Below are 24,238 nucleotides of genomic sequence, written 5' to 3'. Positions count from 1 at the left end.
GAAAAATTATGAATACCTGCGACTTTGCCCGTCCTGACGCTGTTTTCGCGGGAATGTGTGATATATGCAACTATAACATTAACGGATGTAAAATCTTGCGCCGGAAATAGGTGAACTTTGATATGTTGATACCAAGCCCTCTGTCATGAATAATCTCAAAACTTTGCCCGACGGCGATGGAATTCCTGACTTTGCTCTCACGCTGATCCACGAACTCCGTAATCCGCTGACCAATATTAACTTATCGATCCAGGTGCTTTCTCAGGAAATTGAGGATGACGAACTTAAGGTGTACGTTGACATTGTCAAAAGAAGTTCCGACCGGATTGGAAAGATCTTGAAGGACCTGGTCAATCACCAAAAAATAAATGACCACTCTGGTGACGATTACTCCTTACACAACATACTGGATGAAGTTATCCTACTGGCCACCGACCGCATTGCGCTTAAAAGGGTCAAGGTAACCAAAGAATATGACTCCAAAGATTGCGTGATGATCCTCAACGCACAAAAAATTAAAATCGCCCTGACAAACATTGTTGTCAACGCTATCGAAGCTATGGATCCACGGAAAGGCGAGTTGAAGCTGATCACCAAGTCGACCGATTCTACGCACCTGATCTGCATTGAAGACAATGGTTGCGGAATCAGTGATATGGACATGAAAAATCTGTTCAAGCGAGGCTTCTCCGGCAAACCCGGTGGGATGGGTATCGGATTAGCCTCGACCTTGAAGATTCTTCAGTCCAATAACGTGAAGGTGGACGTAGAGTCTCGCCAGGGCTCCGGGACCTGTTTTTTTCTCACCTTCAATAAGAACAGTCAATTTCAATAAATTATATATTGTCTGTGGTAAGTTTCTAGAAATCAGCTATATTGTATCTAAGGGCACTTGGCGTTCCATGCCAGAGTGCGCGCATTCCCCATGAGACTATATATCAAATACATGGTCAGCCTGCGGTGCAAAATGATGGTGGAGGACGAACTTAAGAGACTCGGCTTGCACTACGTAGTTGTGGACTTGGGTAGTGTAGAGATCCTCGAAGATATCACAGCAGAGCAGCATGAAGCGCTCAAAAAGAACCTCCTAAAATCAGGCCTGGAGCTACTGGATGACAAAAGGAGCATTTTGATTGAAAAAATCAAAAATGTCATTGTCGAGATGATCCATTATCAGGACGAATTACCCAAAACCAATTATTCTGATTACATCGCAGAAAAACTGGGATACGACTACACATATCTTTCCAACGTTTTTTCCGAGGTGAAGGGCATCAACATCCAGCATTTTATCATTCACCACAAGATCGAAAAGGTAAAAGAACTGCTGCTGTATGAAGATATGAATCTGACAGAAATCTCCTACAAGATGCACTACAGCAGCGTTGCGCATTTATCTAATCAGTTTAAAAAGGTAACTGGTCTTTCTCCAACGTTTTACAAGAAACTCAGGCAGAAGCGGGACAGTAATTTGGAAAATATTTGAAGACGGATGCCGCGAAAACCCTTTTTGCCGGATCAACTTCCGTTGGTGCCCGGTTGCAGGACTGCCTGCTGATGACTCCCTTAATACACCTGACAGCCACTCATCCGATACCAGTGAACAATGTAACTTTTGGAGCACATTGTGTAACAAATGCGGAACGGTGCATGCCGACCTTTGTATAAGTTGATTTCAACAAACAAAGCCTTTCGGGGCTACAACAATGAAAAAGTTATCAATAATACTCATACTGTGCGCAGTGAGCAGTGCATCACTTGCACAGACTTTCGGTTTCGGGCCGAAAGCTGGTGTGAATCTCAGTAACTACCGCGGTGGTAACATCGAGACAGATGCCAAAGTGGGATACCATTTAGGCGGCTTGCTGAATTTTGGATTTGGAAATGTGTTTTCTATTCAGCCTGAGGTGCTTTTTTCCACCATAGGAGCCAAAGTAGAGAGCGGCGGGAGTAAAACTGACTTTAAGATTAGTTACCTCACCGTGCCGGTTATGCTGAAATTCAAGACGCGAAGCGGTTTTTACCTCGAAGCAGGACCACAGGCGGGTTTCCGGTTATCGGAAAGTGTTCCCGACCAGACCATAGATCATTTTGCGAAAAATCTGGACATTTCCCTGGGCGCCGGTTTTGGCTATCAGTCTAATATCGGGCTCGGAATCGGGTTACGCTATGTAGCCGGTCTTTCAAAAGTGGGCGACTTCTCGTCCCAAGAAATCAGTCCTGATTTCAAAAACAGCGTTATTCAGGGCAGCTTATTTTGGGTAATCCCGATTGTCAAAGAATAGTGCGCTTTTTTCCCCCGGGGTGTGGACATGCAAAAGCATAAGTGGGTCACCGATGAAATCAGGAAAACTTAAAGGACATGAACAAGGACATCGAGGAGGTGGAAAAAGAGAAGGCCCACATAATTGTGGAGATCATCGAGTATGTACCTAACGCGATATTAAGTAAGACGATCATTAAAAAAACTACCGGTAATATCACTGCTTCGTCTTTTGATGCCGGGGAAGAAGTCGCTGAGAAATCTTCGGCCTTTGATACGTACATTCAGATCATTGACGGCTCAGCTGAAATTATGATCGGCGGTAAAAAACACAAACTCGCATTAGGTCAGGGAATTATCATTCCGGCCCATCAGCGGAACTCGTTTTGCGCCAGAGAACCATTCAAAATGATTTCGACGATTATAAAAAGTGGGTATGAATAATTTGATAGGCAGACCCGATATCGGGCGACGTCCATTTTTTTGGTCTTAATCATGAAAAAAGCCATAGAAATTCCAACCGCGACGGAACCAGATTCCGATGCCGGAAAACTGGAAATCGATGAACAATTGAAAGCGAGTGTGATAAGCGCCCTGGAAGCCAACGCGTTTATCAATTGTGATAAAATCAGCGTCAGGGTGGTGGATCGGCAGGTTTTCCTGGAAGGAGAGGTCCTGCTGAAAAAGGAAAGAACGTCCGCGCAAAAGTGCATCATGGATATTTTTGGAATCAGCACAGTAATTAATTACCTGACTTACCAAAGCGACCGCACTTAGTAAAAAGCAATTGTAGGACGTCAGATGCGCGCGAAGTTTCATTTTGACGCGCCTTCTTGAAAGAGGTCGTGAGCTGATACCGATTTTTAATTAAAGCAAACTATGAAAAAGGGAAATGTATTATTCGTTTGGGTAGTGGCCGCTTCCTTGGGACTCGTCCTGGGAGCGTTGCTTGCACCGGAAAAGAGATCTCGTATATGGAGAAGGGTTTTTGGAAAAAAGGGGGACTGTGCAGAAGATACAATGGATGAGCTCAAAAGCCGGGTGATCGATTTCAAGGGCCAGGTCGACAAAATTGTGGCAGGTCTTCCGGTAAAAATTCATGGCAGTAAACGGAATTTTCAACCTCAGGACCAAGAAGCAGAGGATCGCTATTAATGCCCGATCTATCGGAGTCTATGCTGTTCATGCCATGCAGTAATCAGAAGAATGAAATTCTCTCATCACGCATCACCATTCGATTGTTAAGGTGATTGTTCAAATAAAATCAACTATGAAAACTGGAAAAGCGGTGTTTGGATGGGTAATAGTGGCGTCGCTGTTTGTCGCGGCAGGAACCATGTTTGCACCCAAAATGGCGTCTTATCGAACAAGACGGATATTGGGAAAAGTGAAGAGGCTGTTAGGCATTCAGGATGCACTGGTTACGGGGACACACGACTCAAAAGACGCATTCGCTGGCCTGCTTTGAATTTAGGCTTTGTAAATATTAACACCTTTAATCCAATACCCATGAAGACCAATGAAGATCTGCAAAAGGATGTCCAGGACTCGATCAAATGGGAGCCGTTGTTGCAGGCAGCCGAAATAGGCGTTACCGCGAAAGATGGCGTGATCACCCTTTCAGGCACTGTGGACAGCTATGCCAAAAAATCGGAAGCAGAAGAGGCTGCCAAGCGGGTGAAGGGCGTAAAAGTGGTGGTTGAAGAGATCACCATCAAGACATTCAGTGATTTGCTTAGCCGCGATGACGGTGATCTCGCCAATGAAATATTGAATGCCTACCAATGGACCCAGGAAATACCTTCCGACAGGGTTACCGTTAAGGTTGAAAACGGCTGGATAACCCTGGAAGGTGAACTGCAATGGAATTATCAGAGAGAGGCAGCTGAAAGGTTAATCCGGCAGTTGGCAGGAGTAACTGGGCTATCCAACAACATCGTAATTAAATCTGCACCCCAGGTTGAAGTCGAGAAAACAGCCATAGAAAGCGCCTTGGCCCGTAACTGGTCTATCAGAGAAGAAGACATTCACGTAAGGGTCGTCAAAAATAAAGTAATCCTGACAGGTACAGTGGGCTCGTGGTACGAAAAAGATGAAGCTGCGAGGCAAGCCTGGAAAGCGCCCGGGGTCGAGATCGTTTACAACGAGTTGATCGTAGCGCATTATCCAGTCACGGCAGACGTATAAAAGCCGGGCTTTAAAGAAAAATTACATTTCAACGACACAAAATCATCATACCCAGCCGAATTATCACTAAACGCTGTTGTTACCGGATCCCGGATGGACCAGGAAAGGAGTATGCTTTTTTTGACAGAGAAAACTCAACCGAGCTATGAAAGTGAAGGATTACTACGACTATGCGATAGCGAGGTCGCCCATTCTGGTGGCAGGCACACTGGCCTTAACAATCGCATTGTTTGGTTTTGGCGAAGGTATCAGCAAGAACAATTCACAAACGAGGCAGAAAGAGCCCATCCCGGGCATTAATATTGGCAAGCAAGTGTGGATGCAAAAGGACCTGGCTGTGGTTATTTTCAGGAATGGTGACAGTATTCAGCAGGCAAGGTCGATCTCGGAGTGGAAAAATCTGAGCATGATTGAAAAAAAGCCGGTTTGGTGTTATGCCAATTTTGACTCTGGAAATGCGCAGATCGGGAAGCTTTATAATTGGTTCACAGTGAATGACCCCAGAGGCCTGTCTCCCGTCGGTTGGCGGATTCCGGCCGAGTCGGACTATGATCAACTAATACGCTTCCTGGGGGGGGGTGATCTTGCCGGTGTCAGAATGAAAAGCAAGGTTGCCTGGGCTTCTGATTCGACTGGCGCCGGGACCGATGAATATGGACTTTGCTACTTACCGACAGGCATCGTACTGAACTACGGGGCTTTCAAAGAGAACGAGGGGAAGAGTAAATGGTGGACATCCACACCAAGCGCATATAGGTGGAATTCCCGAGCGCTATATTTTGGCGAATCGTCGGTCGCAAAACGATTCGGCTACGCGGGCATGAGTTCCGAAAGCCAGGATATGGGTTTTGCAGTTCGATGTATCCTGAAATAGTTGCTGCCTTACTAGTCACTCCCATCGAAGTAAATACTGAACTTGCTCCCTTTATCGGGAATGCTCTCCACGACCAGGTTGCTTCCCGATGCGTCGATGATCCGTTTGGTAAGGTAAAGACCGATGCCGTCTCCTTCGATGTCGCGCCTTAATCTGCCATACAATTTAAAGATCTGATCGAGTTCTTGTTCCGGGATTCCGATTCCGTTATCCTGTACGGAGAGAATGACGTGAGGGTCGATCCTTTTTGTGCTGATTTGGACAGTAGGATGTCCACTGTTATTGTACTTCAGGCTGTTGGATACCAGGTTGAATAAAATGCTCCGCAGATTCTTCTTGGAAAAGAATATGGATTTCTCTTCCAGATCCACCGTTATTTTGGCGTCGGTTTGATGGATTTTGTCTTCAAGACTCCATAAGACGTTTTGTACAACTTCATTTATATCGATCTTTTCTCTGGATCTCAGGTCATGTTCAACCTTTGCAATGGTACCGATATCCTGCACCAGCGCACGGAATTTCTTCACCGAGGTATTGATGATGCCTAAAAACTCACTGAGATGAGTGTCGGTCACACCAATTTCATTCATCACCGCGATACTTCCCTCGATCTGCGTGAGCGGTGCTATCAGGTCATGGGAGGCGAGATGGACAAAATTGTCGAGTTCCTCATTTACCTCGATCAATTTTTTGTTTTTGATGTCCAGCTCGATCTGTATCTCTTTGAGCTCGGAAATATCGTTGAAGACGATGATTGCCCCCTTTCTCGCCAGATCGTTCTGCCGTAAATAGGGCATGGTCACGACTTGGCTCCACTTACCGTCGTGCATCTGGATTTCCCTGGAAACAACACCGCCCAGGCCTATCACCTGCGAGCAGTCCTTAACGATCGTCTCCAACTGCGTAAGGCTGGGGATGTGAAGGATCGGCTTGCCGATGTCGCCTTCCGACAGCCCGAGGTGATCGGGGACCCCGGCCGAAAATTTCATCAATTGCAGCTCATTACTGATGAACAGCTGTCCATGGATGCTGCTTCTGAAAAAGTTGTTCAGATCATCATTGCTCTCGACCAACTCTTTGTTGATCAGGTCGAGTTCCTCGTTTACCGACTGCATCTCTTCGTTGGTGCTCTGCATTTCTTCGTTGGCAGAAAGCAGCTCCTCGTTGAAGGACTGCAGGTTCTCCAGCGAAGCATCCAATTGTTCATAGGTCGCAGCCAGCGTGACTTTCAAGTCGCTCAATTCCTTTTCGATATTGCTCGTATACTGGTCATGGTATAACCGCTCATCAAAAACACGATCCTGTGTTCCCGCCTTGATGTCATTGTCCCTGCTAAAAACTACCAGGAACATCCCCTGATCATCTTTAAATGCAAGCAATGGGGTCAGCGACAAATTCACGATCGTCACTGGATCGCCTATCTGGATTCTGATACCTCTGACCCCTTCTCTGTTCTTACTTTGAAGTGCTGCGATCTTTAAAGTATTGAATGCGGACAGGAGAGGTTTGGGTAACAGGTCTGTCAGATTGGAATTGAAATTTTTTTGCAGCAGAAATCCTGAGGTGTCGCCGTAAGATTTGACGACTTGATTATCGGCATTTATGCAGACGATCAGACCGTCGACTTCATTGGCCAGCGCAACGTTTATTGCTTCCGGTAGCGGGCCGTTTCCGGGTTTTATATATCCGTCCCAGATTTTTTTGGAGCCTGCTCTTTTTGTATCTGCAAATTCGGGTAATGTGAAAGTCTCAAAGTTTACCAATCGCATGTCGGTTAGTTTTTGGTAAATCTTCCATTTTTTATTGAGTGTATGAAGGTTCTTTATGGTCGGTAATGGGTTTTCGCTCGATCCCAGCAGGATGTATCCATCTACTTTCAAGCCGAAAAGCAACAGGCCAAATACCTTCTTTTGCAAGGCCGGCGCCAGGTAGATCAGCAGGTTCCTGCAGCTGATCAGGTCCATGTTGCAGTAAGGCGGGTTTTTAACCAGATCGTGTTGGGCAAAAATGACCATTTTGCGAATCTCAGGCTTGATTTTGTAATGCTCGCCCTGCCTGGTAAAAAACTTTTTAACCCGATCGTATGGGACGTGTCTGAGCGTTTCGGCACTGTATACCCCCTTACCAGCATGTAGCAATGCGGCGCTGTCGATATCGGTTGCGAATATCTTTACTGTGATGTGTTTGGGAATATCACTCAATTGCTCGGACAAAAGCATGGCTATTGAGTAGGCCTCTTCCCCGGTCGCGCAGCCAGCCACCCATATTTTCAGTTCTCCATCCTCAGCAATTTTTTCGATTATACCCGGGATAACGCTTGTTCCCAAATAATCAAAGGCATCCTCATCGCGAAAGAACGCGGTAACGCTGATGAGAAACTCCCTGGCAAGCGCACTCATTTCCTGAGGTGTCACTTTGAGGAAAGACAAGTAGTCGGCCAGCGAGGAAAAGTTTTGATTTACAGCTCTTTTTCGGGTCCTGCGTGACAAAGTACCCTGTTTGTAGCCTGAGAAATCAAATGCAGTGTTGTCACGGATAAGGTCCAGGATGATCTGCATGGTCATTTTTTCGTTCTGGTCGAAAAGGGTATTGCGGTTTTGAACCACGTAATCCTCGATTATTGCGGGCATCAACTCAGGCTCCGTTACGAAATCGATCATGCCGGTAGCGATGGCGTTGGAGGGCATGCTGCCAAACTGAGTTGTTTCGGGATTGCGCGCAATGGTCATTCCGCCTGTATTCCGAATAGCAACGATGCCGTCGGTCCCATCATTACCCATGCCCGAAAGAATGACGCCTATCGCTTTTTCTCCCTGATCTGCAGCAAGGGAATTGAAAAACCTGTTGATCGTAAGATGCGGATGATGACCGCTTCCTTTACCAATGATATATAACCTTCCTTTTTGAATGGTCATATACATATCGTTCGGGATAATGTAAACGTGGTCCGTTTCAACCAGCATTCCATTTTCTGCCTCCCGGATTACCAGATGCAGGTGTTTGGCCAGCAGTTCTGCCATTCTCGTAGGGAAATCGGGAGATAAATGCTGGATGATGATATAGGACACGCCGGCAAGGGGTGGCTGATCAAAAAAAGAAGCTATTTCCTCGATACCGCCCGCGGAGGCACCAATCGAAATTATGTGATGATGCTCGCTCATATGGGTTGAATTAAAAGGCAGAAGCTGTACCCCTGGTTAACTTATTTTATTTTGAATGGGAAGCTTTCAAAGGATCGAGGCGGTGAAACTGTATTTTCGTACAAACGGGCACCGTTGCTGATGGAATGTGGTCTGTCGTAGTCGTATACGGATTTTATGGATTATGCTTATCAATGTCATACCAATCTGTTAGCGAAGGTAGGGAAGTAGAAAAATGACCGCCGCCCTGCAAGCATTCCATCTTAAGAGCAGATACTGGAAGGACGAGAATAATGAGAGGGCATTGAAGTTAAACAATTCCTTCATTAAAACGGGGTATTCCGAATTTTTTCAGTGCAGCTATATGCGATCTTAATGCCATCCCAAAGGTCCGGTGTTCCATATAATTCAATCCGAACTCCGCAGCTGTTTTTTTGACAATGGGTGCGATTCCCGGATAGTGGATATGGCATATTTTAGGAAAAAGATGGTGTTCGATCTGGAAGTTCAAGCCGCCGATATACCAGCTTAGCCATTTGTTCCGTGGCGAAAAATTGACCGTGGTCTCCATTTGATGCACAGCCCAGTCTTTCTGGATAATGCCGTCTGCATTGGGGAGCGGGTACTGGGTACCTTCCACGGAATGGGCTAGTTGGAAAATCACCGTCAGGACCAGACCCGCGGAAAAATGCATCAGCAAAAAACCGGTGAGGATGAAACCAAACGGAATATGAAACACGAGCGTGGGCAGTGCGAAGAATATGCCGAAATAAACCAGCTTCATCATGATCATCCCGGCAAGCATTTGCAGGTTTTCGCGTTTTGTCTGGGTGTTCAGCCCGGAATTTATAAAATGAGCGTACTGGATGAAATCTTTTAGCAGAACCCAGTAGAGCGTTAGAATTCCATAAAAAAAGAAGGCGTACAGCCACTGAAAGCGGTGAAGGGGCTGTACGCTTTCATGCGGCGACAGCTTGATAACGCCGCGATCTTTAATGTCCTCGTCCAGGTTGGCGACGTTGGTGTAGGTATGGTGCAGGACATTATGCTGCCATTTCCAGTTGGATACGCCCGCGCCCGCAAGACAAATCGTAAAGCCCAGCCATTTATTCACCAAGGGATTTTTTGAAAAAGCGCCGTGATTGGCGTCATGCATCACGCTCATTCCAATCCCTGAAATAGCGGCGCCCATCACAAGCCACAGGAGCATACTAATCCAGAAAGGAGGGGTGATCAGCAGTATTGCCAGAAATGGCAGCACATAGGAAGCCAACAAAATGATGGTTTTCAGAACCATCGGACGGTTTGCATGTCTGGATTTGTGATTTTCCGTGAAATATTGCTCAACCCTTTTTTTTAGTGTGGGGAAGAAAAGGGTTTTGTTGATAGCAACAAATTTGATTTTTTTCTCTGTATTCATGGCCTTCCTGTTTAAGTCCGTGTGATAAAAAGACTTTGGAAGATACAGGGATGCTAAATCTGCTCTGGCGTGGGCCGTTTGTTGTAAAACGCTGAAAATCAATATTTATTGTAGAATTTTCTCGAACAAATTGGAGGAATTTATCAACGCAGTTCTAAACTTACAAACCCTTTTAATAAGCCCGGTGAAAAGGTGATTGCTATGCTAATTGCAGCTACCTTTATTTATGAATATCCACCTGGCCCCTGGCCGTCCGACGTTTGCAATCTTTGATACCCATCCGGTAATGCGTATGGGGTTAGCCATTCTTCTGAGGGAAAATTTTAAGAAAGCGGAGATTGTAGAGTCAAAGGATATGAGTGACTATGGGCAGGACGCCGGGCGGCCGGAGCCTGATCTGGTCATCTATGTTCTCCATGCGGACTTTGAGGAAGAGGGATACCCGTCTATCTCGGAAATCCGACAGAAATATTCCGGTTCCCGGGTGATCGTGTATGGTCCGGAAATGCAACCGGAGGTCATCATTGATTATTTTAAGAAGGGGGTTAATGGCTACCTGTCCAAATACGCGGACATGTCGGAGATGCTGGGTTGCATTACTGCGGTAATGAGTGGGAAGCGATATCTGAGCGTTGAGCACATGGCATTTATATTTGAATACCTGATAGCAAGTCATACCCCCCAAAAAAGATGGGACCTGCTTACGAGAAGGCAAAAAGAAGTGGCTGATTACCTGGTACAGGGAATGACAACCTCTTCCATTGCTGAAAAAACAGGCCTGCATTTATCCACAATCAGCACGTTTAAAGCTGCGATTTTTGCAAAACTGGGCGTCGATAATGTGCTTGCCCTTAAGGAAATTCCGGGAATGAACGAAAATTAAATAGTATGAAATTGTCCCAACAAATAGCTAACAAGGTTTATCCAATCATGGACGGTAACAGGCATCTGAGCTCGGAACGGCTCAATCTGGCTTTGGTGCATGAATTAGAAACTCTGACCCTCAAACCTATCGATCTTCTGACTAAATTGCTCGAATGTAATGTCCCTAACAAAGGCAACAAGCACATCTTTGACGAGGTCAGGCAGTACCTGGATAGTCTTCGATAAAGCGTGCTGCCGCTACTTTTTTAAAATGCCTTTTTCAACGCTGTCATTGATCAACTGCTCCGCGTACCGCCAGATTGAATCGGAGCCCTGCTGAATAACTTGCTTTTTGGTATACACCTTTTCATAGTTTACACCGAACTCATTCCAGGTACCGCCATTGTTAGACGTATTCTGGAGAAGAGGTTCAAGGCGGTCCATCGCTCTGGCGAACTTTGCTTCATTTGTTTGCCCCTCTTCAAACTCTTCCCATATGGCTATCAGCTCAGCGGCTTGATGATCGGGTAATAATCCGAATATTCGGTTGGCAGCCCTTCTTTCTTCTTCTGTATTGCTGTGGTTTTTGTGGGTATCATAAATAAAGGTGTCACCGGCATCTATCTCGACTATATCATGGATCAGCAGCATCTTAATAACTCTCAGCAAATCAATCGGAAAGTTGGCATGCCCGGCCAAAACGAGGGCCATCAGGGATAGGTGCCAGCTATGCTCCGCATCATTCTCGTTTCGATCGCTGTTTATTAGCTTTGTTTTACGAAGAATGTACTTAAGCTTATCCACTTCCTTGATGAAGTCAATCTGCTTTAAGAGATCAGTAGGTTCCATTTGTCTGTTTTTAAATGGGCGGAAATAAGTGGAAAAAGAAGCAACGATGTCTCCGGTAACCGGCCGCGGGAATCAGATTCCGGAAGGTGCCGGAGACTTCGCAAGCTACAAAAAACTATATTATTTGAGGTTCGCTTACGGATAATCGCCTAAATCGTCGCCCTGCAACAGCAGCTGGCAGACCCGTCGAACTCGGTCGCTTCCCGTTCTGAGGATGCTGTAAAAGAGTTGATTGGAAGGATGGCTGCCGTGCCGCTCAGCGGACCGGCTTTTGCCCAAACAACCCAACGCCTGCGCAACCTATGACTGCGTATGCGCCAACGGCTGCCAGCAGGTAGATATATTGCCAATCGTGCATTTCCAATGTGCCATTCAGAAGGTTGGTAGGCCATAGGTACGGTGATCCATTACTGATGGAGAATCCCCTGGATACGGCACCGACCATGGTGGCAAATAGCCCCAGCGAAGCGGGAATTAGGAAATTTTCAAAGCGGATACTGATCAGCAACTGAATAGCAGCCATTCCCAAACCGGAAAAAAATAACAAGGCACTTCCGACCACGAGGACGCGATGCATCGAAAAATGCTGGAACCCGTACTGCGGTTTCATGGCTGCTAACAGCAGTCCCCCGGCTTGCGACAGTCCGAGAAGAACGATATGGCTGATCGCAATTAACAAACTAAGGGTGATTAACTTGCTAACATAAATGGACCATTTTGGTACTGGCAGACTGCATTGGTAAGCCCATGCCTTGTTCTGGTGTTCTATTCCGGCATAAAGTGCTGATTGCAATGAAACATAGATGGGGTAGACAAATAACGACCAGCCGACCAGGATATGACCTGTAAAATCGATCCAGGGATCTACACCAGACCTGTAAACTTTATCCCCACCGGTGTAACTTGCCACGAAGGCGACCACGACCACAAACGCGGGCGCAAAAAACGCCAGCCAGGGTACCAAAGTGCTTTTGATTTTGATGTGCTCCATGATGAGGCTTCTCTTTAGGTAAGTCAGACGGCGCATGTTTTTATCTATGGGTTAAATTCAGAAAGATATCCTCCAAACTTGCTGTTGAGGTTATCCGGGATGTATTTTCGTTGTCGCCTATGGGAGCAATGGTTTCTTTTAAAGTGCCAATTTGTCCCTGAAAAAGCAGCCTTCCCTTATCCAGAATGGCTACATGCGTGATCATTTTCTCCATTTCGTTCAACAAATGGCTCGATACGAAAATGGTTTTGCCATGAACATTACAAAGTTTCGTCAGCAGCATACGGACCTGATAGGCACCTTCGGGGTCGAGTCCATTAGTAGGTTCGTCTAATATCAATAGTTCGGGATCGCCAAGCAGTGCCAATGCAATACCCAACCTTTGGCGCATACCCAAAGAATAAGTGCGTACAGATCGTGCGGCGTCAGCTTGAAGGTCCACTGCTGACAATGCCATTTCCACGCTGGCTGGCGCCAGGCCACGGGCAATGCGGCTGATCTGTAAATTATCACGACCTGAAAGATGCGGATAGAGCGTGGGTGATTCGATCAATGCGCCAATCCTTGCAAGTATCGGCAAACGGTGTGTACCAATATCCTGACCGAACAACTTCACCGTTTGCGCCGGAGCGCGGATAAGCCCAAGCAGCAGACGGATGGTTGTCGTTTTGCCGGAGCCGTTTGGTCCGAGAAAGCCAAAAATGCACCTCGGAGGCACGGCAAGACTTACCCGATCCAGGACAAGTCGTCGGCAATATGAATGGGAAAGATCAATAGTTTGAATGATGTCGAAAGCCATATTGTCTGATTTGTTTCAAATCAACTTACGACGATCTCGTCGGCAAACCGGTTTGCCGAGAAACCTTGTGTGTTACCGTGGAAGACTCTTGGGAGCAGGCTGTCAGTATTTACGGTCTGAAACGGGCTTTCCAAGTCCTCGATCGTGCAGTCTGGCGGACAAGGCAAAAGCTATTTACTTAAATTTGGTATCTTCCCGGCTATGCAGAAGAACTATCCCGCGAGACTCCCCCGATTCACCCCGGCACTCATACACTGCGTTGGCTGGTTTCTTTATCTGGCCTTAATTGTCTACGTCAATAATTATCAGGGTGTCAACTTCGTTGCCGGGCATCCGGGAATTTACATTTTTGCCCAGTCAATTACTTTCTATTTTAATTATTGGTATTGCATTCCATCGGTACTTGCCCGGAAACGCCCCTTGAAATTCATTTTTTTGAATGTCGCAATGGCCGCTGCACTCGTGTCGGTATTCATACCTTGCTACCATTTGCTGCGGAACTATTACCTCGGGCCTGATGCAAACCCTTTACCGCTCTCATATCCGGAGCAGTTTACGTTGCGGTTTTTCGAGCTGCTTTTGTTTGTCCTGTTTGCATGCATCGTCCGGTTTACAGTAGATTGGTTCCAGTTCCAGCAAAAGGCCAGGGATCTTGAAAATGCACAATTAAAAACGGAACTGGCTTTCCTCCGGTCGCAGCTCAATCCCCATTTTCTGTTCAACACACTTAACGCGTTGTACGCGCTGGCAATCAGGCAGGCCTCCGAAACATCGGCGGGGATCATGCAGCTGTCACAGCTCATGCGGTATGTGCTTTACGAAGCCAACGACGGCCGTGTGAACCTTTCAAAAGAGGTGGAAATGATTGAAAACTTCCTGGAACTGCAACGGCTCAGGCTGCCCCTTGATTTTCCGCTGCATTTTGAGGTCAATGGGAAAACCAGCGACGTATTATTAGAGCCGTTGCTTTTATTACCGCTCATTGAAAACATCTTTAAGCACGGCGCAGGGTTCGTTCGCATCATCCTGACGGTAACCGAAACCAAGCTGATACTACGCACGGAAAATGGTGTTGATGCAGCCACACCGCAAACAAGCGGTGGCATCGGAATGGTAAACCTGCAAAAGAGATTGGCCTTTCTATATCCGGACCATTACCGGCTTACTTGTGGATTTAATAACGAGGTATATACAGCGATACTTTGCATAACCTATGTACAGAACAAATATGAAGATCAGGTGCCTGGTGGTCGATGATGAGCGATTGGCCCTCGAGGTAATAGAGGCTTATATCGAGAAAGTGCCCTTTTTGCATTTAGAGCAGCTGTGTACAACACCTCTGGATGCATTGGATTATCTCTCCCGCAATACCGTGGATGTCCTGTTTTTGGATATTGAAATGCCCGGACTCAATGGCCTTCAACTGCTCAAAACGCTCAAAAACCCTCCCCATATCATTCTCACGACCGCATACCCCCAGTTTGCCGTGGATGCGTTTGAATTGGATGTGGTCGATTATCTGCTCAAACCGATCCCTTTCCCAAGGTTTCTGGCCTCAGTGCAGAAAATTCAATCGCTCGTAAACCCACCGCCGGCCCCCAATCCTGAACCAGATCAAAACGTTCAGGCCGCGGATTACCTGTTTATCAAATCCGGATCAAAAACGGTCCGGCTCGACTTTGCCGCGATTCTTTTTATAGAGGGAAAGAAGGAGTACACGTTGATCCACTTGCAGAATCAGGAGGTTCCTACGCACCAGCCTTTGAGTGTTTTAATGGAAAAGCTACCGGTGGAACGTTTTATCCGTGTTCATCGGTCCTTTATTGTAGCCCTCGGAAAGATCGACAATATAGAACGCAACCGCATTTACATCGGAAAAACAGACATTCCGGTTGGTGATTACTACAAAGACGCCCTATATAAGCGAATTGGGTAGTGGCTGTTAAAAATTCTGCCGTTGGCCGGATTTCGTGCGGTTTTGCATACGATCGGTCCGCTGGTTCAACCGGCTTATGTATAAGATTAACCCGGTGAAGACGACGGCAATGACCGTGATTACCACCCATAACTTTCCGTCTTGCCGAAGCAGATCAGAGACAGGACCCTGTGACTGGGCATGAGTAGCCAGGGGAAATGCTAAACAAAGCAGAAAAAATAGTCTAAATGCGTTGTGTAAAAGTGCTTTCATGGGGTAACTGAGGTATTGTTTACTTTTTGACCGGACTCTTGCTCTTCAAATGTTTTTTCAATTCGCCTCATACGAAACCGAAGCTGGGTAATCCACAGCCCTAATAAAGTGAATCCGATGAATGCGGGTCTGATAATCACCGTAATGCTTTTGTCCTGATCATACTGATTGAAACCAGGGTTGCCGCCATTTCCGGGATGCAGCGAGTCGGTAAGGCGTGGAAGAATCATGATCAAAGGAATGAACATGGCAAAAGCGAAAATGTTGTAAACCGAAGAAATCCGAGCACGCCTTAATTCATCCTCAAATGACCCGCGGAGAATGAAATAAGCCAGATAAAGTAACATTCCCACTGCTACGCCATTGGTTTTGGGGTCGTTTGGCCAGAAATCCCCCCAGGCAAAATAAGCCCAGACCGAACCGGTAATGCAACCCAGTATCCCAAACAGAATGGCTGTATTAGCAAATTCAATCGCCCACAAATCATCCCTTATTTTTCCTTTACTCAGGTAACGAATGGAGAAAATGGCAGATAACAGCAGCAATGTCATCATTGCAATCCACAAAGGCGGGTGATAGAAGGCATTCCGTATCGTCTCATTCAGGATCGGCAGGCGGGGAACCGGGTTAACCAAACCGGCGATCAGTACATAGAATAATATGGCGATGGTTAGAATTTTCCACCAAAAACGCTTGAAATAATACATTGAGGTTTTACTATGCTGGTTGACTAGCGTAAAAGTAAGCGACAGATTTATTTTAATGCGCAATTTGGCGTGTTGTGAAGGAAACTTTGTTATATCTGTGTAATGGCTAAAAGGATAATATTAGGAATGCATAGAAAGGTCAGTCTTAAATACGATCTCGGGGAAATATCTGAGCGCTGGGTTTGATTTTTCAATGCGGTTTTCGATATATTGAGTACCTGAAATCCGAGAATTATGTTAAAAGGTATTATAGCGCATATCCTCTTTTGTTTGGTGACTTTGTTGCTTTTAATGGGCCAGTCCATCATTAGCCGGTCAGGCGCCGTCTTTGGCTATGTTCTATTTTTAAGCAGCTTTTATACAGGAAGGTGGATATGCGGACAATCATACACGGCTAGCTGGCTAGATATGTTCAGGATGTTTTTTCTGTCGTTTCTTCTGTTGGACGTCGTAGGGCTGTGGGCTTTCGTTCATTATGTCGAACCCCGACTCCGGCTGACACATTATCTTGAATCCCTGATCAATATTTCAGTTTTTACCGTCTTGTTTCTGTTTTCGGGTTTTCTTATTCCCAAAATCAGAAAAGGAACTTCTGTTAAGGCGATTAGGAGGGAGGCGACTGAACAATAGCAGATGGGTTATTATCAATCGCGAAGGCTCATTTCCAAGGCTTTTTGCAGTATTATATCCTTTCCTTCCAGAATATCCGAAATAGAAGGAGTAAGGGCATAGTCGGGGATGATGCCCCTTCCTGGTTCAGGGCCCGGCTTTACCGCATTGGAATACCTGGTGGTGGGTACCGATAGCTGGATCCCGGAATGCGGGAGCTTCGTTCTGACAGTTCCTCCCGAATTGTTGCCCTCATACCCTCCGCCGGTTTCTTCTCCCATGAAAATGCCTCTGTCATTGCTTCTGGTAATGGCACAAAAGTCTGCCGCGGTGGAGAATGTCCGCCCGTCAATGAGCACATACACCTTCCCTGTGAACGTAATGTTTGCCGGTTGCTGAACTGCCAGGCCCGGATGGTCGTCAGCGGTCATAACCGGTTTCGATTTCGATTGGAGGGCTGAGAAATAGCGGTATGGCTGGCTGGTCAGGTAGGAATAGAGCAGCGAGCCGTAAACATCGTCACCGCCTCCATTTCCCCGCAAATCAATCAACAATTGCTGAATTTTTTGCTGCGCCAGCTGAGCAAACGCGGCTTGCAGGAAGGCTGGAAAATCCTGACCGGCACCTGAAATTCTGTCTTTGCTGAATGTACGGATCGTCAGTAATGCACGCGTGCTGTCACGGAGGATGAATTCCAGCGGCTTTGAGTTGTTTCCGGTTTTATAGACCGGGCATGGGGTGCTTTCAAAACGGGCTGCCGGCAATGTTACATCCCGGACGTGGCCCTCAGGCATAACCAATCTGATTTTGAACTGTTTTTTCTCACCATAAATAAAATTGTATAGGAAAAGGAAAGCGTCATTGTTCAATGTGGCGTTTTTCTTGGTCTGGATTTTCCCGTCGGAAGGCAGGTAATCAAACAGCTTCCGGCGGATCTGCCCAATAGGGTTACCGTCGATAGACAATACTTCCGATCCGGCAGGCGCATCAGCTTCTTTGCTGCACAGCACAAAGGCACGGCCCTCGGCAAACCACAGTTTGAGCGGGAACATCGCCTCTGAAGCGGCATATTGTTCCATGATCTCACCTGGCAGACTGCCGCTTGTGTGGCCGCATTCAAGGGCGCTTACGGCAAACCGCACCAAATTGCCGAATGCAATCAGGTCCATGGGGCGATCAATGCCTGCCTGACAACTATCGAGCAGTCGCACCAGGGCCTGCTGCGGTCGGTAACGATAAAGGTCGGGATGGTTTTCGCTCAAAACCGATCGCAAAATCTGAAAATCTTCCCGCAGCTGAGCGGTTTGTAGCAAACGGCGATAACCGGGTTCCGGAGTTACCTGGCCGAATGTGTCGGTGAAAAGCGAAAGCAGGAAAGAGAAGGCAATAAGAACCCGTACCCATTGAATGGGCGTTTTTGCGTATAGCATCATGCGTTGAATTTTGTTAAGTGTTAGCGAACAGGCCTTTTTAGAAAAATATAGTAACTCAGAAAGCTGCCGGACAGGCAGAAAGCGATGACAGCCAGCCCGGCCGAAACCGAAAGACCTCCTATGGCGATGATGGCGAAGCCGCAGGCCAGCCCCAGAAAAACCGCAAGCCATTTTATGCAGGCCCGCAGAAGGTCCTGTCCGTCCCGCTGTAGTAAAAGCGCTGCAAGCTGTTCGCTTGCGCCCGATTCAAGGACTTTTTCTTTAAGCCGGTGATCCAGATATCGTTTGATGAGTTCCAGTAAAAAAATGAGTACGAATGCAACCAACAGTATGGTGACCGCCAATGCAACCTGGTCACGGTCGATGTAAGTATTCCCGGCAGCCTGGGCCTTGCCCTGCGCGGGGAGTAAAGTGATGAGCAGTATCGATAAAATCTTTTTCATAGCATTAGCACGTTTCCGGATTAGACCGCTCCATGAAGGTTTTGTTGCAATGTTGCCAGGGCATTCAGCTTGTGAATTTTACGGAGGTGTACCCAAGAGAGATTGGCGGTTAAGAAAGTAAACAGCAGACCGCAAATCGCCAGAAAGCAATAGGCGGCCGTACCACCGTACTTTTCTACCCCATGCGGCAGTTTCACATTCAGATAATAAAAAATGAAGGCACAGGCCAGTATGCCGGATATCGCAACGCCCATAACGAATGCCAGGACTGGCACACGGCGGTTTTTGGGCGCTGGAAGCCTCGCCAGCACAGCCGGTGCCAGTTCAAAATCAAATGTGGGTTTAGCGGTTTTCGCTATCAAAACCGCCATCTCGCGGTACAGTTCGACGCTGCCCGAGCAATGCGCGCATTGCGCAATATGCGAGGAGACATCCTTATTCGCGAATGCCTCTCCGGATACATATTGCTGGATCTCAGCATCTGATAAATGACCTTCCTTTTTCATAAACCTTTATTATAAATCGTTTGTAGTCGCTCCTTTAATGTTTTTCTCGCCCGGAAAAGATAACTTTTGACCGTCCCTTCCGGCAGTTCCACGATTTGCGCGATCTCCGAATAGCTCAGTTCCTCGTGGTGAAAAAGCGTAACCAGTAATTTGTACAGGGGCGGCAGCTTTTCAAGCTCCGATTGCAGCAGCAGCTTGAATTCTGTGGTATGAATCATTTCTTCTATATCATTGCCGTCGGTGTATTCCAGTCCGGAATGCTCCGTTTCGTGGTCTGTCGACAGATTATCGACCCGGTGGAAGGGCTGGGAGCGTTGCTTTTCCAAATGGTTGATGCAGGTATTGTATGCGATCCGGGCAATCCAGGTCGAGAGTTTGGCTTGAAAACGGAAGCCGCCCAGTTTTTGGAAAACCTTTAAATAAATATCCTGCGCAATGTCACGGCGCTCTTCCCGATCGGAAATCATTTTGAAAACAATCTGCGCGACCAAGCCTTCGGTATGTCTGATGATCATACCGAAGGCCCTCGTGTTGCCACTGAGTACCCTTTCCACCAGTATGCGGTCCGTCGGCTTTTGCTGTTCTTTCTGATCCATTGCTACTGGTTGGACAGCTTTGTGATCAAAAAGTTGCAAAAACATACAGACTACTAAAATGCGTGGCGGGTGATCGGCAAAATGAGCGGGTTATCTTGAACTTAAACCGAACACAAGTGTCCATATACGCACAAATGATTGCTGGAAATGTCCTTCAAATTCATCCATGACAGTATTATTGTAAGTGGTACAATAATTGTGATTCCCGACTGAACGCCTCATTGATGCGCTCAAGTCTCAAAGTTGGGTTGACTGTACTATCATTTGAATTAATCCTTTATGCTCTCCAATTACTTTAAGATCGCCTTCCGTGTCCTTTGGCGTAATAAGATTTACGTGGTTCTCAATGTCGTAGGATTGGGTTTTGCCATTGCCTGCTGCATTCTGGCTTACCTTAACTACAATTATAGGGCTAAGTTCGATTTGAATCATTCCCGTACGGATGGGATTTACCGGTTAAACAGTGAGCGACTGGTAGAAGGAACAAAGCAGACTTGGGGCGTCGTACCGTTACCGTTGGCCGAGGCAATGCAAAAAGACCTAGCCGGGGCGGACCGCATCGCACGGCTCAGCAGTGCTGCTGTCGTTGTAAAGTATAAAGAGAGCACTTTCGACGAGCGTATACACTATGGCGACAAACATCTGTTTGATTTTTTTTTACTCCCCTTGAAATTTGGAAACCTGTCCGCGTTTGACAAAGCCAATCAGGTCATTATTAGTGAAACTCTTGCAGAGAAATATTTCGCAAACCAAATGCCGGTGGGCCAGTCCCTGACGATAGTCGGGCCTGACGGCAATCAAAAAACCTACACGGTTGCTGCCGTGACCGGGAAAATTCCTGCAAACTCAAGCATTCAATTTGCCATCTTAACATCGTTCGGGAACGGGTTTACAAATAGCAGGACGTCTCCTGACGACCCGGCCGACCCGACGCTCGTTACTACCTTTGTGCAGTTGAAAAATGAGCATGCGGCTCGTTTCATAATTTCAAATCTTAAGTCCTACGTGGCGGCCCATAATAGTAGTCGCGCCGACTGGCGAATAGAAGGCTTTTCACTCCAGCCTTTTTCAGAGTTGGCAATCAGCTCCGATATCGATATGCCAGGGTACGTGTATGGCAGTCAGCTGACTGCCAATCCCCGCGGCGTTCTTGTTATTGTCCCGGCTATTATGTCGATATTTATTTTAATAATCACTTGCTTTAATTTCACCAATGTCTCCATTGCATTTGCCAGTGCCCGATTAAAAGAGATAGGTGTCCGGAAAGTGATCGGAGGCCTGCGAAGCGAACTAATCTGGCAATTCCTAACTGAAAATGTCATACTGTGCCTTTTAGCGTCAGCGTTGGCTTTGTTGTTTGTTGATCTGCTAATGCCAACGATGATTGAATTTACCGGTGTTGATCTCTCACCAGACTTCACAAAGGATTATGGTTTTTGGCTGTTTCTGGTACTCGTTCCGGTTGTCAGCGCTATCTGTTCGGGTTTATACCCGGCCGTATATGTCAGTTCATTCCAGCCGGTTCGTATTCTTAAAGGGAAAACATCCCTTGGCTCCTCAAACCGCTTTACACGCTTCCTGCTCCTTGCACAATTTAGCCTCTCTTGTTTTGCCTTGGTAGTTGGCATTGTCATGACCCAAAATGCGGCATTTCAGCAGAAAGCGGATTTTGGTTATGCGATCAACGAAGTTGCGGTTGTAGCGATCAACAGCCCGCAGCAGTTCAGCGTTTTAAGCCAGGCGGTTCAAACCCATCCTGAAATTGAAAGTGTTGCGGGAACCACGCAGCAGATCGGCGAAGGAACATTCACGTTAACCGCAAAAACGGAGAGCGGCGAACTGCAAGCCCAGGTGGCACAGGTCGGGGGCCATGATTACCTTCATACCATGGGGATAACTTTGCTTCAGGGACGTCAGTTTCATGACGGTCAAGCCGATGTGGATGCATCGATACTGGTCAATCAGACTTTTGTACAACGATCCGGGCTGAACCAGCCTCTGGGTCAGCAAGTTACCCTGGACAGTGTCAGATATACGATTGTGGGGGTTGTAAGTGACTACAAAGAATATGGCTTACATGACCTGGTTCCACCATGCATACTACGCATGGCAAAACCAGACGAGTATAAGTATATGGTCGTGCGAGCCAATAAAGACAAATTACCCCTGGTCGCTACTTACCTGCAGGCAGCGTGGCATAAAGTGGCTCCCGACCTGCCATATCGGGGCTTCCTCCAATCAGATCTGATCGAAAAAGAACTCCGCATGACGCAAGGTTTTAAATCAATTGCATTTTTTCTCGCGATTGTCACCCTGCTTCTTTCGGCGTCGGGTTTGTTTGCGCAAATTTCATTGAACATAGACAAACGCAGTAAGGAAATTGGCATGCGTAAAGTTTTGGGCGCCTCGGTGCTGCAGATAATAGCCTCGGTCAATCAACGGTTCGTGCGTATCCTGTTGGTTGCATTCGTAATTGGGTCTATTTTCGGTTACCTGTTTACCAGCAAGTTCATTTTTCAATTTATTTTCAAATATCATCCTGATGCGGGGCCGGAGCCATATATTGGAACATTTCTGAGTGTTCTGCTCTGTTGCTGCTTCATCATTGGTTCTAAAGTTTATCGCGCTGCCACAGCGAATCCCATAGAAAGACTACGTGCAGATTAGCTTTCCCTTTTGTGCCGTAGCGGTGGCAAGGCACAGCTTCGTCTGACGTTTATTCAGTTGCAGCGGATTTTATAACACCGTATTGAAGTCGCGGTTAAGTTCGAATATTGGCCTTCCCGATTGCGGCGCACCGGGAAGGCCCCTGGCTCAATGCGTCCGATAACCGTTATTGGTGGGATCCGTGTCAAGCAGCCTGGGATTAAGCAATATTTCCTGCTGAGGAATAGGATACAGTATATGCCGGTCGACGATGTTGTCCTGAGGGTTATTAAAAGACCTGTGTATCGTCTTCTTCACCGTTTCGACCAGTATTCCCCACCTCACAAGGTCCATTTTCCTTCCGCCTTCGCCGGCGAGTTCGAATTTTCGCTCGGCTCTTATTTTACGTCTGAATTCGACTTGTGTCAGACCGGTCCACGGCTTGTCGACCTCGAATGCCCTTTCTCTCACTTTGTTCACGTATTGGTAAGCGTTCGCCGGCCCGTTTAGCTCATTTTCAGCCTCTGCAGCCATCAGGTACAGATCGGCAAGGCGAAAAACCACATTGTTGTTGGTAGAGTTATCCCGGGATGAGTTTGCCTGATCCAGATTCCACATTTTCGAGAAGTATGGCCAGCGTAATCTGAAACCCAGATAACTCGTCACAATGCTTTTTTCATATCTGAGATCCCCCTCTTCCCAGGTAGACTTATCGGCCAGTTCCGGTAGCGGGATCGCCTTGCCGTACCCAGTCATGTTTTCATTCCTGGCTGCCAATGCCGCCTGAAATTCCTGCAAGCGAGTCATATCAAAAGGCTCGTCCCGCCCGACCCTCGGATTGTAATTGTTCACTCTGAAAGATGACAGAATGTTGATAACCCTGTTTTTGCCGGTAAAGTCTATGGCAAATATGATCTCTCTGTTGTACTGTTTTAACGGGTCTTTTTGGTTGAATACCGCCGCATAGTCTTCGAGCAAAGTAAACTCGCCGCTGTTAATTACCTTGACAGACTCGTCTCTCATACCTTCCCATTCACCTGCCATCATATGGTACTTGGCTTTTAAGGTCGCTGCCGCCCATTTGGTTGCCCGCCCGAGATTGTCTCCCGAATAGGAACCGGGTAGCAGATCAAATGCTTTTTCCAAATCAGCCTTCATTTCCCGCCGGATAATGCTTTTATCGGTCCTGGTGATCGTAGCAAGCTGATCAATATCGGGTAACGTCCTGAAATAGGGAACATCGCCCCAGATATTAGTGAGATGAAAATAGGTAAGGGCTCTCAGGAAAAGGATTTCACCCACGGCCTGCTTTCTGTAATGGTCGCTGATACCCTTACTTTTTTCGATGGATTCTAGAAAGAGTGCACAGTTGCGCGCCAGAACATACAAGTCGTTGTAAGTATCCAGAATAAATTGAGATGCTTCATTGAACGTGTAGTTGTGCACATCGCCGTCTTCGGCACGATTGGCGGCCACTTCATCGGCTCCGTGCAGGTAGAATTTGTCCAATCCAACGTCGTTGTAAAGAGATTTTGTGTGAAGTATCTGGTATATACCGTTTACAGCGAGTTGGGCTTCCGCATCACTTCTAAAGAAAGTATCCGGCGTTAGTTGGCTTTTTGAGTTCTCATCTAAAAAATCGCGGCAGGAGCTGGCCGGTAACAGCAGCGACAGACAAAGAAGTATTTTTGAAATAATGTTAGTTCTCATCACGGGTATTAGG

27 protein-coding genes are annotated in these 24,238 nt (G+C 46.8%); 14 read left to right on the top strand and 13 right to left on the bottom strand.

From position 1 onward, the window contains the following. Positions 1-145 precede the first annotated feature (145 nt). The 9 genes from BP71_RS10590 (at position 146) to BP71_RS10550 (ending at position 5,324) form a co-directional block, all read left to right on the top strand. Positions 146-835: an ATP-binding protein gene (locus BP71_RS10590; protein ID WP_496378871.1), complete on the top strand. Its 690-nt coding sequence runs from the start codon at positions 146-148 to the stop codon at positions 833-835. A gap of 90 nt (positions 836-925) precedes the next feature. Continuing rightward, on the top strand, positions 926-1,486 hold the full coding sequence (locus tag BP71_RS10585; RefSeq protein ID WP_496378870.1) for a helix-turn-helix domain-containing protein: 561 nt from the start codon (positions 926-928) through the stop codon (positions 1,484-1,486). Between the two features lie 220 nt (positions 1,487-1,706). Continuing rightward, on the top strand, positions 1,707-2,285 hold the full coding sequence (locus BP71_RS10580; RefSeq protein ID WP_496378868.1) for a porin family protein: 579 nt from the start codon (positions 1,707-1,709) through the stop codon (positions 2,283-2,285). A 77-nt stretch (positions 2,286-2,362) separates the two neighbouring features. Further along, positions 2,363-2,707, top strand: a complete 345-nt coding sequence (locus tag BP71_RS10575) for a cupin domain-containing protein (RefSeq protein WP_496378866.1) — start codon at positions 2,363-2,365, stop codon at positions 2,705-2,707. A 51-nt stretch (positions 2,708-2,758) separates the two neighbouring features. After that, positions 2,759-3,040, top strand: coding sequence for a BON domain-containing protein (locus BP71_RS10570; protein WP_496378864.1), 282 nt, complete (start codon positions 2,759-2,761; stop codon positions 3,038-3,040). A 102-nt stretch (positions 3,041-3,142) separates the two neighbouring features. After that, complete coding sequence (locus tag BP71_RS10565; RefSeq protein WP_496378862.1) at positions 3,143-3,418, top strand: hypothetical protein; 276 nt, start codon at positions 3,143-3,145, stop codon at positions 3,416-3,418. A gap of 115 nt (positions 3,419-3,533) precedes the next feature. Further along, positions 3,534-3,731, top strand: coding sequence for a hypothetical protein (locus BP71_RS10560; RefSeq protein ID WP_496378860.1), 198 nt, complete (start codon positions 3,534-3,536; stop codon positions 3,729-3,731). Positions 3,732-3,772: 41 nt separating this feature from the next. Then, positions 3,773-4,450 (top strand): BON domain-containing protein, encoded by a 678-nt coding sequence (locus BP71_RS10555; protein WP_496378858.1) that lies wholly within the window; start codon positions 3,773-3,775, stop codon positions 4,448-4,450. Positions 4,451-4,595: 145 nt separating this feature from the next. After that, a complete protein-coding gene (locus tag BP71_RS10550; RefSeq protein WP_496378856.1) occupies positions 4,596-5,324 on the top strand; it encodes a fibrobacter succinogenes major paralogous domain-containing protein in 729 nt (242 codons plus the stop codon). 11 nt (positions 5,325-5,335) lie between these two features. On the opposite strand, the gene BP71_RS10545 is transcribed toward BP71_RS10550, so the two are convergent. Both BP71_RS10545 and BP71_RS10540 read right to left on the bottom strand, forming a co-directional pair. Beyond that, positions 5,336-8,485 carry a CheR family methyltransferase gene (locus BP71_RS10545; RefSeq protein ID WP_496378854.1) on the bottom strand — a complete coding sequence of 1,050 codons (3,150 nt, stop codon included), beginning with the start codon at positions 8,483-8,485 and terminating at the stop codon, positions 5,336-5,338. A gap of 289 nt (positions 8,486-8,774) precedes the next feature. After that, complete coding sequence (locus BP71_RS10540; RefSeq protein WP_496378852.1) at positions 8,775-9,884, bottom strand: fatty acid desaturase family protein; 1,110 nt, start codon at positions 9,882-9,884, stop codon at positions 8,775-8,777. 226 nt (positions 9,885-10,110) lie between these two features. On the opposite strand from BP71_RS10540, the gene BP71_RS10535 reads away from it, so the two are divergent. Further along, positions 10,111-10,767 carry a LuxR C-terminal-related transcriptional regulator gene (locus tag BP71_RS10535; protein ID WP_496378850.1) on the top strand — a complete coding sequence of 219 codons (657 nt, stop codon included), beginning with the start codon at positions 10,111-10,113 and terminating at the stop codon, positions 10,765-10,767. Between the two features lie 5 nt (positions 10,768-10,772). Further along, positions 10,773-10,994 carry a hypothetical protein gene (locus tag BP71_RS10530; RefSeq protein ID WP_496378848.1) on the top strand — a complete coding sequence of 74 codons (222 nt, stop codon included), beginning with the start codon at positions 10,773-10,775 and terminating at the stop codon, positions 10,992-10,994. A gap of 12 nt (positions 10,995-11,006) precedes the next feature. Here the strand turns inward: BP71_RS10530 and BP71_RS10525 are convergent, their stop codons facing one another. The 3 genes from BP71_RS10525 to BP71_RS10515 all read right to left on the bottom strand — a co-directional run bounded on the left by BP71_RS10525 (position 11,007) and on the right by BP71_RS10515 (position 13,387). After that, the gene (locus BP71_RS10525; RefSeq protein WP_496378846.1) at positions 11,007-11,597 is read right to left on the bottom strand and encodes an HD domain-containing protein; all 591 of its coding nucleotides are present in this window, start codon (positions 11,595-11,597) and stop codon (positions 11,007-11,009) included. Positions 11,598-11,853: 256 nt separating this feature from the next. Further along, positions 11,854-12,624, bottom strand: coding sequence for an ABC transporter permease (locus tag BP71_RS10520; protein ID WP_496378844.1), 771 nt, complete (start codon positions 12,622-12,624; stop codon positions 11,854-11,856). Positions 12,625-12,628: 4 nt separating this feature from the next. Further along, positions 12,629-13,387, bottom strand: coding sequence for an ABC transporter ATP-binding protein (locus BP71_RS10515; protein WP_496378842.1), 759 nt, complete (start codon positions 13,385-13,387; stop codon positions 12,629-12,631). Between the two features lie 201 nt (positions 13,388-13,588). Between BP71_RS10515 and BP71_RS10510 the strand changes: the two genes are divergently transcribed. Both BP71_RS10510 and BP71_RS10505 read left to right on the top strand, forming a co-directional pair. Further along, a complete protein-coding gene (locus BP71_RS10510) occupies positions 13,589-14,644 on the top strand; it encodes a sensor histidine kinase (RefSeq protein WP_496378840.1) in 1,056 nt (351 codons plus the stop codon). Continuing rightward, complete coding sequence (locus tag BP71_RS10505; protein ID WP_496378838.1) at positions 14,616-15,323, top strand: LytR/AlgR family response regulator transcription factor; 708 nt, start codon at positions 14,616-14,618, stop codon at positions 15,321-15,323. Before BP71_RS10510 ends, BP71_RS10505 begins: the two co-directional genes overlap by 29 nt. 6 nt (positions 15,324-15,329) lie before the next feature. Here BP71_RS10505 and BP71_RS10500 read toward each other — a convergent pair whose 3' ends face one another. From BP71_RS10500 to BP71_RS10470, 7 genes are all read right to left on the bottom strand, one after another. Next, a complete protein-coding gene (locus tag BP71_RS10500; RefSeq protein ID WP_496378836.1) occupies positions 15,330-15,575 on the bottom strand; it encodes a CcmD family protein in 246 nt (81 codons plus the stop codon). Next, positions 15,572-16,327 (bottom strand): cytochrome c biogenesis protein CcsA, encoded by a 756-nt coding sequence (gene ccsA, locus BP71_RS10495; protein WP_496379024.1) that lies wholly within the window; start codon positions 16,325-16,327, stop codon positions 15,572-15,574. Before ccsA ends, BP71_RS10500 begins: the two co-directional genes overlap by 4 nt. Before the next feature lie 599 nt (positions 16,328-16,926). Next, positions 16,927-18,324: a S41 family peptidase gene (locus tag BP71_RS10490; protein WP_496378834.1), complete on the bottom strand. Its 1,398-nt coding sequence runs from the start codon at positions 18,322-18,324 to the stop codon at positions 16,927-16,929. Positions 18,325-18,344: 20 nt separating this feature from the next. Further along, positions 18,345-18,767: a hypothetical protein gene (locus tag BP71_RS10485; RefSeq protein WP_496378832.1), complete on the bottom strand. Its 423-nt coding sequence runs from the start codon at positions 18,765-18,767 to the stop codon at positions 18,345-18,347. Positions 18,768-18,787: 20 nt separating this feature from the next. Continuing rightward, positions 18,788-19,273, bottom strand: a complete 486-nt coding sequence (locus BP71_RS10480) for an anti-sigma factor (protein ID WP_496378830.1) — start codon at positions 19,271-19,273, stop codon at positions 18,788-18,790. Further along, on the bottom strand, positions 19,270-19,869 hold the full coding sequence (locus tag BP71_RS10475) for an RNA polymerase sigma factor (RefSeq protein WP_496378828.1): 600 nt from the start codon (positions 19,867-19,869) through the stop codon (positions 19,270-19,272). Before BP71_RS10475 ends, BP71_RS10480 begins: the two co-directional genes overlap by 4 nt. 237 nt (positions 19,870-20,106) lie before the next feature. Then, complete coding sequence (locus tag BP71_RS10470) at positions 20,107-20,301, bottom strand: hypothetical protein (protein ID WP_496379031.1); 195 nt, start codon at positions 20,299-20,301, stop codon at positions 20,107-20,109. Here BP71_RS10470 and BP71_RS10465 point away from each other — a divergent pair. Beyond that, on the top strand, positions 20,227-22,536 hold the full coding sequence (locus BP71_RS10465) for an ABC transporter permease (RefSeq protein ID WP_496379022.1): 2,310 nt from the start codon (positions 20,227-20,229) through the stop codon (positions 22,534-22,536). The two genes, BP71_RS10470 and BP71_RS10465, sit on opposite strands and share 75 nt — an antisense overlap. 147 nt (positions 22,537-22,683) lie before the next feature. Here the strand turns inward: BP71_RS10465 and BP71_RS10460 are convergent, their stop codons facing one another. Continuing rightward, on the bottom strand, positions 22,684-24,225 hold the full coding sequence (locus BP71_RS10460; RefSeq protein WP_496378826.1) for a RagB/SusD family nutrient uptake outer membrane protein: 1,542 nt from the start codon (positions 24,223-24,225) through the stop codon (positions 22,684-22,686). Between the last annotated feature and the right edge of the window lie 13 nt (positions 24,226-24,238).

Source organism: Dyadobacter ginsengisoli DSM 21015 (genome assembly GCF_059568735.1).
The sequence above is the reverse complement of the archived record's forward strand: the minus strand, read 5'-3'. Positions and strand labels throughout refer to the sequence as shown.